We start from the raw sequence: 15285 nt of genomic DNA, 5'->3' as shown, positions 1-15285 counted from the left end.
AAGTGTCGCGTCTCTACCTCCCACCAAACACGCCTAAAACCATGCCCAACACCGTTTCCTTCAACGAGAATTACCCCGACATCACCAAGTCGGACGAGCTGTACGCCCGCGCCCAGAAAATCATGACGCCGGTGACCCAGACGCTGGCCAAAGGCCCCGGCCAGTACACCAAAGGCGTGAGCCCGAAGTACGTGAAGCGCGCCAAAGGCTCCCATATCTGGGACGTGGACGGCAACGAGTACATCGACTTCCAGATGGGTATTGGCCCCATTTCGCTGGGCTACGCTTATCCGAAGGTTGACGATGCTATTCGCGCTCAACTCGAAGACGGCATCACGTTCTCGATGATGCACGAACTGGAAGTGGAGCTTTCGGAGCTAATTCACGAAATCATCCCGAACGCCGAAAGCATCCGCATCAGCAAAACCGGCGCCGACGTGTGCTCAGCGGCCGTGCGCGTGTCGCGAGCCTTCACCGGGCGCGACAACGTGCTGTGCTGCGGCTACCACGGCTGGCACGACTGGTACATTGGCACCACCAGCCGCGACAAAGGCATCCCGCAGGAAAGCAAAGACCTAGTGGCCGCGTTCGAGTACAACAACCTTGATTCGCTGAAATCTCTGCTTGATGAGAATGTGGCCTGCGTAATTCTGGAGCCCTTTATCTTCGACGCGCCCAAAGACAACTTCCTGCACGAAGTAGCCCGGCTGTGCAAGGAAAACGGCACGCTGCTCATCTTCGACGAGATGTGGACGGGTTTCCGCGTGGCCGTGGGCGGCGCGCAGGAATACTTCGGCATCACCCCTGATTTGGCGGTGTATTCTAAGGCGTTTGCCAACGGCATGCCCATCGCGCTGCTCACCGGCCGGCGCGATGTGATGCAGCTGTTTGAGCAGGATGTGTTCTTCTTCACCACCTTCGGGGGGGAAGCGCTGAGCCTGGCCGCCGCCTTGGCTACCATCAGCGAGATGCGCGAGAAGAACGTGCCCGCCCGCCTCGCCGAACAAGGTAGAAAACTGAAGGACGGCTACAACGAAATTGCCGCCGAGCTGGGCCTGAGCCAGTACACCAAGTGCTACGGTTACGACTGCCGCACGATAGTAACCTTCGACCCTTCGGCCGGCAATGGCATGGAAATCAAAGCCTTCATGCAGCAGGAGCTGTTCAAGCGCGGCATCATGTGGGGAGGTTTCCACAACATGTGCTTCTCGCACACCGACGCCGACGTGGCCCACACCCTCGCCGCTTACCGCGAGGTGCTGCCGCTGCTGAAGGAAGCCATTGAAGCTGGTGATGTGGCCGCCCGCCTGCTGGGTGAGCCGGTGGAAGCCGTGTTCCGCAAGGTGACAAACGCCGCGCCGGTTAAAGCCAAATAATACCGATGAATTTATTCGATTTAACGGGCAAAACGGCCATCGTCACCGGCGCTTGCGGGCTCATCGGCCAGAAGCACTGCGCGGCACTGGCAGAAGCCGGGGCCAACGTCGTGGTGGCTGACTTGAATGCGGAAGCGGCCGCGGCCGTGGCTTTCGGGCTGGGTGGCGGCCCGCATTTGTCGGTGGCCGTCGATGTAACCAGCCCCGAGTCGCTGGCCGCTGCGCGCGACCAGATTCTGGCCCGTTTCGGCCACATCGACGTGCTGGTGAACAATGCCGCCATCAACGACATGTTTGAGAATCCCGCGCTGGCTGCTGACCTTAGCAAATTTGAGAACTTCCCGCTGGCTACCTTCCAGAAAGTACTGGAGGTGAACGTGACGGGCGTATTTCTGGCGGCGCAGGTGTTCGGCACGCCCATGGCGCAGCAGGGCCACGGCAGCATTATCAACGTGGCCAGTACCTACGGCATCGTGGGCCCTGACCAAAGCATTTACCGCAACGAAGCCGGCGAACAAACATTCTACAAATCACCCTCCTACCCCATGACCAAGGGCGCGGTGGTGAATTTCACGCGCTACCTGGCGGCCTACTGGGGCGCGGCTGGCGTGCGCGTGAACACGCTCTCGCCCGGCGGCGTCGAAAACAGCCAGGACGAATTCTTCATCAAGCAATACAGCGCCAAAACGCCGCTGGGCCGCATGGCTACGCCCACCGATTACCAGGGCGCGGTCGTGTTCCTGGCCTCAGATGCGTCGGCCTACATGACCGGGGCCAACCTGGTGGTGGACGGCGGCTGGACGGCTATTTAATTAGTTGTCGGTTGCTCGTTGTCAGTTGTCAGTTTCCCTTTGAAACGGCAGTTGAACAACCTGACAACTGACAACGAGCAACTGACAACTAAAACCCAAACAACGCCTTATGCAAGCTGTTGAAATCCGTAAAAACCGATTCATTGGCGCGGGCCACCCGGCCTACATCATCGCCGAAATCGGCATCAACCACAACGGCTCGCTCGACTTGGCCAAGCAGCTCATCTCCGAGGCTGCCAAGGCCGGCTGCGACGCCGTGAAGTTCCAGAAGCGCACCCCCGAGCTGTGCGTGCCCAAAGACCAGTGGGAAAAGCAGCGCGACACCCCCTGGGGCCGCATGAGCTACATCGACTACAAACGCAAAACCGAGTTCGGCCAGGCCGAATACACGGCCATCGACGACTACTGCCGGGCCTTGGGCATCGACTGGTTTGCCTCGTGCTGGGACGAGCCCTCGGTGGATTTCATGGAGCAATTCCAGCCGGTGCTTTACAAGATGGCCTCCGCCTCCCTCACCGACAAGCCCCTGCTCGACCGTGTGCGCGCCACCGGCCGCCCGCTGATGCTGAGCACCGGCATGAGCACCCTGGACGAAATCAACCAGGCCGTGAAGTGGGTCGGGCTGGACAAGCTGATGATTGCGCACTCCACCTCGTCCTACCCCTGCCCGCCGGCCGAGCTGAACCTGCGCATGGTGCCCGTGCTGCAAGGCATGTTCCCCGGCACGCCCATCGGCTACTCGGGCCACGAAACCGGCTTGGCCACTACGGTAGCCGCCGTGACCTTGGGCGCCAGCTTCGTGGAGCGCCACTTTACGCTGGACCGCGCCATGTGGGGTTCCGACCACGCCGCCTCGGTGGAGCCCGGCGGCATGGCCAAGCTCGTGCGCGACATCCGCGACGTGGAAGAGGGCCTTGGCGATGGCGTGAAGCGCGTGTACGACTCCGAGCTGGAGCCCCGCGCCCGCCTGCGCCGCGAGCTGACGCCGAACCAGGAGTAAGCGGTTTGGGTTGAACTGACGTTATAAATCGTCTGTCATCCTGAGCGCAGCGAAGGACCTTATCAAGCCAGAGCGATTGGTTCTGGCTTGATAAGGTCCTTCGCTGCGCTCAGGATGACAGACAAAACCCCATGCAAGCCATGCCCAAAGTCGAACTCATCACTACAGCCATCCTGCTCGTTTGGGTGGCCATCGTGATTACGCTGGAGCGCATCATCCCCTACCGCAAGGGCTTGCCGTTTTTCCGTGAGGGCTTCTGGACCGACCTAGTGCTCTACACCTTCGTGCAGAGCTATGCGCTGAAAATCATCATCTTCGATTACATCATTCAGCCGCTCGACCAGCATTTCGGGTTCTCCAAGCTGCATTTTGTGACGGGCTGGCCCATCTGGGCACAGGTGTTATTTTTTGTGATTACGCACGATTTTTACATCTACTGGTTTCACCGGTTTCAGCACAGCAGCGCGTTTTTCTGGCGCACGCATGAGGCACACCACTCGGGCAAGCAGGTAGACTGGCTGGCCGGCTCCCGCTCCCACGCCGTCGAGATTCTGATTAACCAGACCATTGAGTTTGCGCCCATCATTCTGCTGGGAGCCGACCCGATGGTGGTGCCCATCAAGGCCTGCATCGATGCCGTGTGGGGCATCTGGATTCATTGCAACATCGACGTGCGCTCGGGCCGCCTGCAATATTTCATCAACGGCCCCGAGATGCACCTCTGGCACCACGCCGACCACGAGGAGGTGTTTTACGCCAACTTCTCCACCAAATTCGCCTTCTGGGACTGGCTGTTCGGCACTGCTTACCGCCCCAACCACAAGCCGTTGAAGTGGGGCCTGCCCTATGCTTTCCCGAAGGATTATTTCAGCCAGCACGTCTTTTCCGTAGCCCGTTTCGACGAGGCGGAGCTGGCTAAACGGTCGCGTCTGTTCCGGGCCTACCACGGCATTCGCGGGCGGCTGCTCACTCGGCTCACCAACCGCGTGCCGGCCCTGAAGCCACTGCACGGCTGGCCCGTGCCCGAGCCCTACACCGAAACCATACCGGCGCAGCGCCCGGGCGGTAATTTTGGCGCCGCACCGGCTTCGGCCGCGTCCTCTCATACACCCACTGCTGCCGCTTCGTCCCGTTGATTAATCCCTGGTTTTCGCTGTTTTTGGCCTCTTTCATGGAGGTTTGCTGGACGTATAGCCTCAAGGCGCTGAGCATGCAGCGCATCAAGGAAATTGCCTGGGCACACAGCCTGGGCCAGCCGGCGCTGCTGCTGCCGGTGCTGCCGCTATTGGCCTACGTGGGCTTTGGGCTGGCCAACGTGTGGTTTCTGTCGCTGGCCATGCGCGACATTCCCACCGCCACCGCCTACTCGGCCTGGATGGCGCTGGCCGTGGTGGGCATCAAACTGGTTGACGTGCTGTACCTGAAACAGCCGTTTTCGTGGCTGAGCGTATTCTACACCAGCCTGATAATTATTGGCGTGCTGGGCCTGCGGCGAATAGAGTAACCAACAGCCCCGGCAGAAGGCCTAACAAGTTTACCTACGACAGATGTTGCATAAGCTTCCTTTGGCAGCTTAGTACAACGGCGGTTTCCGGCACTGCTCCAGCGGCTACTGTAACGCCGGCCTAATGCCAGCGCCCTCTTTCGACGATTGGCGGCAGGCATCTCAGAGCCGCCCCTGTTGTGCCAGTATGCGCAGGGTTTCGCGGTGGCGCTTCTCAGCCAAGTCCTCGCGATAGGAAGCTACGGCCCAGATAGCAGCCGGAATCCAGCCGATAAGGGTAACATGGAGGATTCCGCACAGGATTCCTTTCAGAACGTGGCCGCGGAATATCATGGATATGCCGGGCAGCAGAATGGCAAACAGCATAGGACGCGAGCAGGAAAAATAGGCGAATGGTTTGTGGTGTCGGTTTAGGGACAAGGATTTCTACCCAACCTGCATCAGCCAGGCGGTCGCGGTTGCTTCGTCCTTGAACAGGCGGTACGTAAGCGCGGCCGACTGCAAGGTTTCGCGCATGGTGTTGGTGGCCAGCCGGGCAAAAACGTCGTCGGCCAACATCACGGCCGCGTGCAGGCCACCGGGCGGCTGGTTGGCCGGGTCGAGCCAAAAGGACGTAACCCAGGCCGTTTCTGCCTCCGTGAAGGGCGTCATCAGGCGCTGGTCGGCCAGAATGCGCTGCCAGCCACGACGGCGCAGCAGCTGCCCGGTGTGCGTGAGCAGGGCCTGAAAATCGGCAAGCGCCCGCTTGCCGGCGTGGTATTGAAAAACGATGTAGCCGGCAGGATGCTCTAACAGTCGGCCAACCGCATTTTGAAAGTAAATCGGCAGGCCCGCAAACGACAACGGGTGCGACGGAGAAGGGAAATTCATGGGCAAAATATACGCTGACGGGCTTGAAATGCCCATGAATCCATTGGCTTTCGCCGGCAGGCAACGCCTACCTTCTACCCAAGCAGCTACCTCAGCCGCCGCGCCGCCAAAGGCGAAGGGCTGCACAAAGCGAATGGTGGTGGCGGCAAAGCCGCAGCGCGTAAAAAGCACGGCGGAGGAGAAGTTTTGAGCCGAAAGCATACCGCATGTATCGCCAGGCTGGTCTGTGCATTACACCCCGGGTCATTCAGCGGAGCCTCATTGTTGTGAGAGGCAGGTTGGCAGGCCTGACAGGTAGCCGCTTCGGTTAGGCTATGCCGGCAATACAGCATGGAATGAATCAACAACTCGTTCGTTTCGAAGCAGGGGCAAGGTGGCCATGCGCTTCCGTCGAAGAATTCCTTTGGCGGTTGGCAGTATGTGCGCCGGTAGCCTATCCGGCTGGTTTGCCGTATATCCCAGAGCTTATTCCTCTTCTTGCCTTTATTCCTTGCCCATGCGTACCCTTCTGTTGCTCGCTTCTGTGTTTGTTCTGGCTGCCGGACCTGTGGCGGCCCAGGTGCCCCGCCGCACCACCACGCCGCCCACGCCGCAGCCAAGCAGCCCGCCCCGTGCGGTGCCTCCCGGCGCAACGCCCGCGGCGGCTGTGCCCGCCTACCCCAAGGGCTACACCGACAAGCACCTGGGCGGCACCACCAGCGCCACCTTTCCGAACGGCTTGCCCGAACGCGACCTCGACCACGGCACCGGCCGCAACGACCAGCCCCGCGCCAACCAGGCCCAGGCCGGAGCCCAGCCCACCCGCAGCATTTTGCGCAGCCGCAAGCGCTAACCAATAAGACCTTTTGAGAGCAAAAAAGCCCCGGCGGTGCCGGGGCTTTTTCGTTGGGCTGTTGCAGCCCATTTACTCAGAGAATGGCCGCCGCTTATTCGCCAGCGCTGGCTACCTGCGCCCGTAGCTGCCGCACCTCGCGCTCCAGCTCCAGGTTGCGAAACGTGACCTTGACCTCCAGCTCCTCATAAGCTTGCTTGATGCGGTCGAGCAATGCCTTGTAGTCGGTTACGTCCGTGATGGTACCGATGAAGCGCTGGGCGTGGGTACGGTTGGCATCAAAGAAACCCTTGCCCGTGGCCCGTGCCCACCGCGTGGGCCCGCTTTCCTGCCAGCGGGTGCGGTACTCGATGTCGTAGGTGCCCGTGCCGGCGGGGTCCAGGGCCTGCTGCACGGCCGCGTCGGTGGCGGCGCGGTCATCGGGGTGAATGCCGGCCAGAAAATCGTCGTAGCTCACCTGAGCAGTCGGCGGCAGGCCAAAGATTTCCTTGCAGCGGGCCGACCAGACCAGTTCGCCGCTGATGGGGTTGAAGTCCCAGGTGCCAACGCCGGCTGCATCTACAGCAGTTTGCAGGCGTTCCACATCTGAAGAGGCAGTGTGCATGCCAATGAAGTTAAGGTTGTACTAAAAACAATTCCAGGCCCGACTGAAAATACAGCGCCAGCGCCTGATAGTGCCCGTCCAGAGAGCGCTGCAACCGCGTTACGAGGGCACGTACAGCTTCGCCGGCCACGGTTAGTTCCAGGTAGGGGCGGCTAAGCAAGGGGTCGCGCTCCACGCGCTAGGCCCCGTGCAGGGGGGCATCGGGCGCATCCACGCGCAGGCCGTCGGCCTGCAGGTGCACCTGCGTGGCCTGCGCAAGCGGGTCGGCGGCGGGGGCACGGTTCAGGGCACGGGTTTCGACCCGCCACGAACCGGTGAAGGACGTATCGGGCAGGTGCTGCAAATTGAGGTCCACCAGGATATTGGACATAGAGAACAGAAAAAGCCGCAACAAATATACCGGCCAACAGCCATTTGCTCAGGATAACCAACAAGCAAAAACCCCGTTTCTAAACTAGAAACGGGGTTTTTAGTGGGCCCAACTGGAATCGAACCAGTGACCTGCTGATTATGAGTCAGCTGCTCTAACCGATTGAGCTATAGGCCCGGTGCTGGAGGCAGTCATCTTTCACCTCAACCCTGCCGTTGCCGGCCCTCCAACGGGGCAAAAGTACGACCTTTGGGCCTGCCAAACCAAAGCTGTTGTATGCTTCCTCACTTATTGTTCGATTTTGGCGGGGTCCTCATCGACATCGACTACGCCGCCACCCCCGCCGCCATGCGCCGCCTGAGCCGCGCGGGCAGCGCCATCGAGTTTTCGCAGGCCAGCCAAGCCGCGCTGTTCGACCAGTTTGAAACCGGCCACCTTTCGCCGGCCGAGTTCCGGGCCGGGCTGCGCGCCGCGTACGCCCTCGACGCCGCTGACGAGGAACTGGACGCCGCCTGGCACGCCATGTTGCTCGACGTGCCCGCCGACCGCCTGGCCCTGGTGGCCGAGCTGCGTCGGCAGGGCCACCAAACCGCTCTGCTCTCGAATACCAATGCCCTGCACATTGCCGAAATAAACCGGCGGCTGGCCGGGCAATACGGCTTCGCGCACGGCATTGCCGATGTGCTCGACCGGGTGTTTTATTCGCAGGAAGTGGGCCTGCGCAAGCCGGGCGAGGAAATTTTCCGGCACGTGCTGCGCGAAATGAACTGGCGGGCCGAAGACGTGTTGTTCATCGAAGACAGCCCGCAGCACGTGGCCACGGCCCGGCGGCTGGGGCTGCGGGTGCTGCACCTGGCTCCGCCCCTCACCTTCACCACCGCCCTGCCCGAAGCCCTCCGTGTCTTTCCCCGAGAATACGCCCCTGCCCAATCCTGAACCTGACCTGGCCGGCTTCCCGGCCGACGTGGCGTCCCCGGCCATCCCCGAACAGCCAGCCGAATCGGCTGCCCGCGCGCGGCGGCTGTTTCGACGCTACGAGCGGCCGGCCCCTTCGGCCGGGCGCACGGCGGCGGTGCACTTTGGGCTGTTTGTGCTCACGGTGCTCACCACCACGCTGGCCGGGGTCGTGCTCACGCGGGGCACCATCGACCTGCTGCCACTGGGATTCTGGGCGTTTCCGGCCGCGCCGCTGCCCGGCGAGTGGGCCCGGGGGCTGGCGTTTGCGGGGCCGTTTCTGGGGGTGCTCACGGTGCACGAGTTCGGGCACTACTTCGTGGCGCGGGCCAACCGGGTGCGCACCTCGCTGCCCTACTACATTCCGTTTCCGCTGGGCCTGGGCACGTTCGGGGCCGTGATTCGGATTCGGGAGCGGATTTTTTCGCGGCGTGAGTTTTTCGACATCGGCCTGGCCGGGCCGCTGGCCGGGTTTGTGGTGGCGGTGGGCGTGCTGGCGTACGGCTTCACGCACCTGCCGCCGCTGGAGTACCTGTTCAGCATTCATCCGGACTATGCGCGCTACGGGGCCGACTACGCACGGCACGTGTACCCGCCCGGTACCGAAGCGCTGACCATGGCCCGCCCACTACTCTATCGCGCCCTGGAAACGCTGCTGGCCGACCCCGCCCGCGTGCCGCATCCCAACGAACTCATGCGCTACCCGGTATTGCTGGCCGGCGCGCTCAGCCTGTTTTTCACGGCCCTGAACCTGCTGCCCCTGGGCCAGCTCGACGGCGGCCACATCCTCTACGGCCTGCTGGGGCCGTCACGTTCCAACCGCCTCATGCCCTGGCTGTTCACCGGCTTCATCTTTTACGCCGGCCTGGGGCTTTTTTCGATTCACGACGACTGGCAGACCTGGGCCTACGGCGCGCCGGTGTACGCCGGGTACCTGGCCCTGATATTCTGGCGGGTGTTGCCGCGGCCGCAGCAGGGGCTGCTGCTGGCGGCGGGCATCTGGGCGGCGCAGGTGGCGGCGGCTAGTTACTGGCCGGGGCTGGGCGGCAACCCCGGCTGGCTGGTGTTCGGGCTGCTGCTGGGGCGGCTCACGGGCATCTACCACCCGCCCGCGCCCGACGAGCGGCCCCTGAGCGCCGGCCGCCGCCTGCTGGGCTGGCTCATGCTGGTTATTTTTGTGCTGTGCTTCACGCCGAGTCCGTTTGCGTAGAGATTTTAAGCGTGGAAAGTTGGGGGAGCTGCGTAACCGTTATGCCAAGCGTAGCTGAGGTACCTCCCTTAGCACCAGCATTTTTCCCCAATACTTTGCTAACTGCCCAACGCGAGATGCCTCGGCGACGCTCGGCATGAACTTCTGTTTTTTCCTCCTGTCCCCTTCTACCCACTCCCCACTCCCCGCTACATGATTTTTACCCAAAAACAGCTTTTTCAAGGTACTACCACGGTGGCATTGCGGGCCGAAAGCCTGTATGTGTGCAAGCGCAACCCGCAGGGCGTGGCCACCCTCGAAACCGAAGTTCCCTACGAAGAGATTCTGCCCGTGAAGGCAGAAGTGAGCCGCCGCATTCCGGTCAATCAATTACTGCTTACGGCGCTGCTGCTGGCATTTCTGGGCTACGAGCCGTGGCGGCACTGGCTGGCCACCGGCGTGGCCGATACCGCCCTGTATGGCTGGTGGCTGGTGCTGGGCCTCAACCTGCTGGCCAGCTACCTGCGCTTCGAGCAGCAGTGGAGCACCTTCCGGCTGCAAACGGCGCACCTCGTCATCACGCTGGCCGGGCGGCCCTGGCAGCGCCGGCAGTTTCGGGCCCTGGTGGCCGAGCTGGAGCGCCGCACCAAAACCTACCTGCGCGACGAATACGGCCAAGTAAACCCGCTGGGCTTCATCGAGCCGCAGCTGCGCCGGGTGGCCTGGCTGCGCGAGCTCGACGTGCTGAGCGCCCGCGAGGCCCAGGCCCTGAGCCTGCGCCTCACCGGCCGCCGCCCCGATACCATGACCAGCATGGGCCAGGAGCTGGAATCGCCTTATTTAAACTAATTTTCAATTATTTACAAACGAAAAAGCCCTGACCAGCAATTGGTCAGGGCTTTCTTTTTTAGGCAATCGCGGGGTTGGCGCAGCTTACTCCCGGGTTACGCGCAGGGTCTGGGCTTCGCCATCGAGCACCACGCGCACCACGTACACGCCGGCGGCCAGGCGGCCGGCTTCGGGCAGGGCCACGGTGCTGGTGCCTGCGGCGATGGCGAGCGGGCGCTGCACCAGCAGGCGGCCGGTGAGGTCGTACACGGCCACCGAGGCGCTATGCTGCGGGCGCAGGGCCTGCAAGGCCAGCGAGAAGCCCCCCGCGCCAAACGGCACCGGCACGGCCTGCACCGAGAAGCCGGCAGCCGTTGCGTTGCGGGTGGGCAGCATGGCCGTGGGCGTGCTCAGCGTCCAGATGCCCAGGATGCTGCCGCTGCCTTCCACGTAGTTCAGGCTCGGGTTCTGAGCCGTGGCCGCGACGGGCACCCACGGCCCGGCCAGCGTGCCGGCCCGATAAGGCTGCAAGGAGGTATTGGCCAGGCCGTTCAACTCGGCATCGCGGTAGCTCTGGCGCACCGTTGCCGACACGGCAATGTTGGGCAGGTAGCTGAGCTCGTAGTAGCGGCGAATGCTGGTGCGGGCCGGGGCGCGGCCAATTGCCTGGTCGGTTACGCGCGCCACGCTCACGCTGCTCACGCTGGCCGAAGCCTGGCTCAGGACCACGCCCACACCGCCAAAGTCCTGCGTGGTGCTGGCGCTAACCGGCCCCGAAGCCAGCACGCGGCCCGATACGTAGGCCGTTGCCGTTTCGGTAATGGTAGCACCCGGCGTCAGCGTCAGGGCCGAAGACTGGGTTTTCAGGATGCCGCGCTGCAGGGTTAGCGCCTTGCCCACGGTCAGGCTTTGGGCCAGGCGGGCGGTGTCGGCGGCGGCGGGCAGGTTCACCAGTAGGCGGGGCACGGCAAGGGCGGTGGTGGTGGGCGCATTCAGCCCGGTGGTGGCGCCACGCAGGCTCAGCGTGCCGTCGGTGCCGCTGATGGAGGCTCCGGTTTCGAGGGTGAGGCTGCCGTACACTTCCAGCGTGCCGCCGTTCAGGGCCAGGGCGGTGCCGGCGCGCAGGGTAAGGTTGCGCACCTGCACCAGGCCGGCGCTCAGCACGGGCTGGGCGGTGGCGGTGCCGCGTATTTCGGCATCGGTGGTGGCGGTGGGCAGGCAGGTCCAGTTGGCGGCCAGGGCCAGGTCGGTATTCTGGCGGCGGCGCCATTCCGAGCCGGAGGTCACGCGCACGTCCACGGTGTCGCGGAAGGTGCAGCCGCCGGGCACCGCGGTGGTGCCAATGAAGCGGTAGCGGCCGGCCGTGGCGGGCACGGCAGCCAGCACGTTGTCGCCGGTGGCCGTCAGGCCGTTGGGCCCGCTCCAGATGGTGTTGTTGCCGCGCGTGACGATGCCCCAGGCCGTAACCACACCCACGTCGGCCGGGCCGCCGTCAATCACCCACAGGTTCCAGGTGCCGGCCATGGGCGTGGTGCGCAGCTTGGCAAAGCCTTCAGGGTCATCTACCTGCCAGCTGCCGGCGAAAGGCGAAGCACCGTTGCTCAGCACCCGCGCGCCCACCGAATCCACGAACAGCGTGTTCTGGTAGCCGGTGCCACCCGCGCCGTTCTGCATGCTCAGCAGCACGCGGGTGCCGTCGGGGGCGATGAGGTAGAGGGCCAGGTCGCCCACGTAGGTATGGTTGAGGCTCACGCGAATGCCGCGCAGGTCGAAGAACCCTTCGGCCGTGCCCGCTACCGTGAGCGGAATGCGCACGCCAGCGGCCGGGTAATCGGGAATGGCCGTGCTGCCGGTGAACTCATAAGGGCCCACCAGCTGGTTTTCGAAAGGCCGGCTGCGCAGCCGGGCAGTGCCGCCGGCGCAGGCCACCGAGTCGATGCCGGCCGGCGCGGCCGCTACCGGGCGGCGGGCCAACACGTTCACCACGCGCTGGTTGGTGCAGTTCGAGCCCGGTGTGGCCGTGCTCACGGTGTAGCGCAGCAGGCCGCCGGTGGCGGGCACGGGGCTGCGGCGCTTGCCGGTGGCGGCGTAGCCATTAGGGCCGGTCCAGCGGTAAGTTTGGCCGGCGATGCTGTCGTCGGCAGTCACGCGCAGGGCCACCGGGCCAAAGGCCTGGCCGCGCCCGGCGCACAGCTCGGGTTGCGGGGCGGCGGCCGTCAGCAGCGGCTGGCTCACGTTCACGTTCACGGTTTGCAGGCTGGTGCAGCCAAAATACGGGTCGGACGCCAGGGCGGTGTAGCGGTAGGTGGCCGTGCCGCCAGCTGCCGGGCCGGCGGGCTGGGTGGTTGCCGTGAGGCCGGCCACGTCCAGGCCAGGGCCAATCCAGCGCACCGAGGGCACGTCGCTGGCCGACCGGCGAAACAGCAGTTCGGCACTGATAATGGTGCCGGTGTTGCCGGCCGTGCCATCCTTGGCTTCCAGGCTGATGAATGCCAGCGTGCCCGGAACCAGGCTGTTCAGGGCAGCGGTGGGGCGGTAAGTGCCCGTCAGGCTGGTGCCGCTCATGGTGGTGGGCAGCGTGGCCGTGGCGTTGTCAGCAAACGTCAGGTCGAGGGTGCTGGGCGTGGCGGGGCTGCTGGCCGTGGGCAGCGCCGTGGCCAGGTTGACGTAGGTAGTGGTGCCGCTGCTGTTGCGCACGGCCAGGCGCAGGGCCACATCGCCGGGCTGGGCGTGGCTGAGGCGCACGCGCACGCCCTGCAGGTCCCCGTAATTGCTGCGGTAGAGGGTTTCGAGGCCGTGCTGCAGCGTCGTGCCGTTCGCAACGGTGGTGCTGAAAACCGGCACGGCCGTATAGGTGGTGGCCGCGTCGGGCAGCGTTGCGCCGGTGGCAGAACGCAGGCGGCGCGTGGTTGGGTAGGCCGCAGTGGCTGTCAGGTTCAGGGTTTCGCCGGCGCAGAGGCTGGTGGCCGAAGCCGAAGCGGTGAGCACGGCGGCATCGTCGGGCTGGCATTGGGCCTGCGTGCCAGCGGCGGCGGCGCTGCTCGTGCCCAGCCCCACGGCAAACCAGGCGTCGGTCACGGCCGTTACTTCGGCCGAGTTGGCCCCGTACAGGTCGGTGGCGGCCTGAATGGTGAACATGCGCGTCGAGCGGTAGTCGGAGTTGGCGGTGAGATAGAGACGCTCGGCACGGTAGGCAATGCGGGCGGCTTTATCAATGCCAATGCCCGCGACGGCGTAGGCCTGCTGCTGCTCGTTGGTGCCGGTTTTGCCCACGCTCAGGATGTAGAACCAGTGGTTGAGCACGCCCGAGTTGGTGTGCACGCCCCCGTTATCGGCCGTGCCGAAGGCCCAGAGGCGGCCCTTGTAGTTGGCCGGGCAGGGCGAAAGCACGCCCGGGTTCAGCGGGTCGCTCATCGAGCGCAGCCCGCTGGCGTTCAGGCACACGTCTTCGCCCACCATCCAGGTTTGCTTGGTGGGGTCGACCGAGTATTCCACGGCCGCGCCCCAGATATCGGAGAAGCCCTCGTTCAGTGCGCCCGACTCGTTGGCGTACACCAGGTTGGCCGTGGCCTGGCAAATGCCGTGGCCCGTTTCGTGGCCGCACACGTCCAGCGCCGTCAGGGGCCGGAAAAGGGTGCCGCCGTCGCCGTAGTTCATGGCCGAGCCGTCCCAGTACGCGTTGTCGAAACGCACGCGCAGGTGCACGTAGTTGATGAACTTGCCGCCGCTGCCGTTGATGGAGTTGCGGCCGTGCGTGCCCATCCAGTAGTCATAGGTGGCCTGCGAGCCAAAATGGGCATCGAGGGCAGCGTTGTCTTTGGCGGCGTTGTTGTATTCGGCCGCCGTCCAGTTGTTGTCGGTGTCGGTGAAGTCCACGGCGGCGCCCAGGTTGGTGCCCGTGCGCAGGTTGTAGGTTTCGATGCCGGCGGCGCGGGTGTAGTCGCGCAGGCGGTAGCTGCCGTTGAACTGGTCCGTCAGGGCCGCGCGGGTGCCCATGTAGCGCGTTTCGAACGTGGCGCTGGCCGAGCTGGCTACCCCGCGCGGGGCGGCGGGCCGCGCCTGCGGCCGGGCGCTGGCGGCGTTGCCCGCGGCCGGCCCGTGGGCGTGCTTGATGATGGCATCCTGCAGCACCACGGCGCCGGTATGGGCGTCCACGTACACGTAGGCCCGGCTTAGCGGCTCCTGGGCGTAGATGTTGAACTTCCAGGCCAGTACCAGCGGGCCGGTGGCCCCGCCCTGGCGGTAGTCGGCCACCACCACCAGCTCGCCGCTGGGGCGGTAGGTGGCCTTGGCATCCTGGCTGAGGCGGCGCAGGCCAGCCTCGGCGGCGGCATCGTCCCACATATAGCGGCGGGCTCCGATGGTGTGCAGCGCGGCGCGCAGGGCGGCGGCCTCGCTCAGGGCCGGCTTGGTGCCGAGGGTGGCGGGCACGGGCTTGAACTCGCCGCTGAGCACACCGGCCGCGCGGTGCACGGTGTACTGGCCGTGCTCCACTTTCACGCCCTTGAAGTACTGCTGAAACCGCTCGTGCACGTCGCCGCGCTCGTCGGTTTCGGTGCGCAGGGGGCGCAAGTCGTCGGTGGGGCGCAGGCCCAGCTCCTGGCGCAGCAGCTGGCGGCCATCAACGGGCAGCTGGCGCAGGGCCGCGCCCGGCTTGTCAGCCAGGCGAATCAGTTGCGGCGCTCCATCGGCAGGCATCGTCTGGGCCAGGGCCGGGCCCGCCGCCAGCAGCGGCAGCAAACTCAGCACTCCCAAGCGTAAAGGTTGTAGCATAAAACGAACAAAGAAGGGTGTAAGAAACAGCGAATACCGTAGCGAAAGATAACGCGGAAATGACGAATCATCCCCTTCCCTCCGGGCTCAGGAGCGCGCCCGCTTGCCTCCCCTGCCCACGGGCCGGCGTATTTTCTGCGCGCGTCTTTTCTGCTCGCAGGCAACGCTTTCCG

14 protein-coding genes and 1 tRNA gene are annotated in these 15285 nt (G+C 64.4%); 9 read left to right on the top strand and 6 right to left on the bottom strand.

Annotated elements, in window-relative coordinates:
- Nucleotides 1-41: 41 nt before the first annotated feature.
- The 5 genes from MON38_RS06055 to MON38_RS06035 all read left to right on the top strand — a co-directional run bounded on the left by MON38_RS06055 (nt 42) and on the right by MON38_RS06035 (nt 4692).
- Entirely contained in the window at nt 42-1376 is a 1335-nt protein-coding gene (locus MON38_RS06055; protein WP_241935257.1) for an aminotransferase class III-fold pyridoxal phosphate-dependent enzyme, read from the top strand.
- 5 nt (nt 1377-1381) lie between these two features.
- Nucleotides 1382-2188 carry an SDR family oxidoreductase gene (locus MON38_RS06050; RefSeq protein ID WP_241935256.1) on the top strand — a complete coding sequence of 269 codons (807 nt, stop codon included), beginning with the start codon at nt 1382-1384 and terminating at the stop codon, nt 2186-2188.
- A 109-nt stretch (nt 2189-2297) separates the two neighbouring features.
- Nucleotides 2298-3188 (top strand): N-acetylneuraminate synthase family protein, encoded by an 891-nt coding sequence (locus MON38_RS06045; RefSeq protein WP_241935255.1) that lies wholly within the window; start codon nt 2298-2300, stop codon nt 3186-3188.
- A gap of 140 nt (nt 3189-3328) precedes the next feature.
- Nucleotides 3329-4324, top strand: coding sequence for a sterol desaturase family protein (locus tag MON38_RS06040; protein WP_241935254.1), 996 nt, complete (start codon nt 3329-3331; stop codon nt 4322-4324).
- A 23-nt stretch (nt 4325-4347) separates the two neighbouring features.
- Complete coding sequence (locus MON38_RS06035) at nt 4348-4692, top strand: DMT family transporter (protein ID WP_241935253.1); 345 nt, start codon at nt 4348-4350, stop codon at nt 4690-4692.
- 162 nt (nt 4693-4854) lie between these two features.
- Here the strand turns inward: MON38_RS06035 and MON38_RS06030 are convergent, their stop codons facing one another.
- Both MON38_RS06030 and MON38_RS06025 read right to left on the bottom strand, forming a co-directional pair.
- Nucleotides 4855-5058, bottom strand: coding sequence for a hypothetical protein (locus MON38_RS06030; RefSeq protein ID WP_241935252.1), 204 nt, complete (start codon nt 5056-5058; stop codon nt 4855-4857).
- A 60-nt stretch (nt 5059-5118) separates the two neighbouring features.
- On the bottom strand, nt 5119-5562 hold the full coding sequence (locus tag MON38_RS06025) for a hypothetical protein (RefSeq protein WP_241935251.1): 444 nt from the start codon (nt 5560-5562) through the stop codon (nt 5119-5121).
- Nucleotides 5563-6058: 496 nt separating this feature from the next.
- Here MON38_RS06025 and MON38_RS06020 point away from each other — a divergent pair, with 496 nt between their 5' ends.
- Nucleotides 6059-6394: a hypothetical protein gene (locus MON38_RS06020; protein ID WP_241935250.1), complete on the top strand. Its 336-nt coding sequence runs from the start codon at nt 6059-6061 to the stop codon at nt 6392-6394.
- A 94-nt stretch (nt 6395-6488) separates the two neighbouring features.
- Here MON38_RS06020 and MON38_RS06015 read toward each other — a convergent pair whose 3' ends face one another.
- The 3 genes from MON38_RS06015 to MON38_RS06005 all read right to left on the bottom strand — a co-directional run bounded on the left by MON38_RS06015 (nt 6489) and on the right by MON38_RS06005 (nt 7545).
- Nucleotides 6489-6998, bottom strand: a complete 510-nt coding sequence (locus MON38_RS06015; RefSeq protein WP_241935249.1) for a PAS domain-containing protein — start codon at nt 6996-6998, stop codon at nt 6489-6491.
- 178 nt (nt 6999-7176) lie between these two features.
- Nucleotides 7177-7368 carry a hypothetical protein gene (locus tag MON38_RS06010; protein ID WP_241935248.1) on the bottom strand — a complete coding sequence of 64 codons (192 nt, stop codon included), beginning with the start codon at nt 7366-7368 and terminating at the stop codon, nt 7177-7179.
- Between the two features lie 103 nt (nt 7369-7471).
- Nucleotides 7472-7545 (bottom strand) — tRNA-Ile (locus tag MON38_RS06005).
- A 99-nt stretch (nt 7546-7644) separates the two neighbouring features.
- Here MON38_RS06005 and MON38_RS06000 point away from each other — a divergent pair.
- The 3 genes from MON38_RS06000 to MON38_RS05990 all read left to right on the top strand — a co-directional run bounded on the left by MON38_RS06000 (nt 7645) and on the right by MON38_RS05990 (nt 10360).
- Nucleotides 7645-8304 carry an HAD family hydrolase gene (locus MON38_RS06000; protein WP_241935247.1) on the top strand — a complete coding sequence of 220 codons (660 nt, stop codon included), beginning with the start codon at nt 7645-7647 and terminating at the stop codon, nt 8302-8304.
- A complete protein-coding gene (locus MON38_RS05995) occupies nt 8267-9532 on the top strand; it encodes a site-2 protease family protein (protein ID WP_241935246.1) in 1266 nt (421 codons plus the stop codon). The genes MON38_RS06000 and MON38_RS05995 overlap by 38 nt, the downstream gene beginning before the upstream one ends.
- Before the next feature lie 192 nt (nt 9533-9724).
- Nucleotides 9725-10360 carry a hypothetical protein gene (locus MON38_RS05990; protein ID WP_241935245.1) on the top strand — a complete coding sequence of 212 codons (636 nt, stop codon included), beginning with the start codon at nt 9725-9727 and terminating at the stop codon, nt 10358-10360.
- A gap of 84 nt (nt 10361-10444) precedes the next feature.
- Here MON38_RS05990 and MON38_RS05985 read toward each other — a convergent pair whose 3' ends face one another.
- Nucleotides 10445-15112, bottom strand: a complete 4668-nt coding sequence (locus tag MON38_RS05985; protein WP_241935244.1) for a M4 family metallopeptidase — start codon at nt 15110-15112, stop codon at nt 10445-10447.
- Between the last annotated feature and the right edge of the window lie 173 nt (nt 15113-15285).

Origin of the sequence: Hymenobacter cyanobacteriorum, assembly GCF_022631375.1 — a bacterium.
In the GTDB taxonomy this organism is placed as follows: domain Bacteria; phylum Bacteroidota; class Bacteroidia; order Cytophagales; family Hymenobacteraceae; genus Hymenobacter; species Hymenobacter cyanobacteriorum.
The sequence above is the reverse complement of the archived record's forward strand: the minus strand, read 5'-3'. Positions and strand labels throughout refer to the sequence as shown.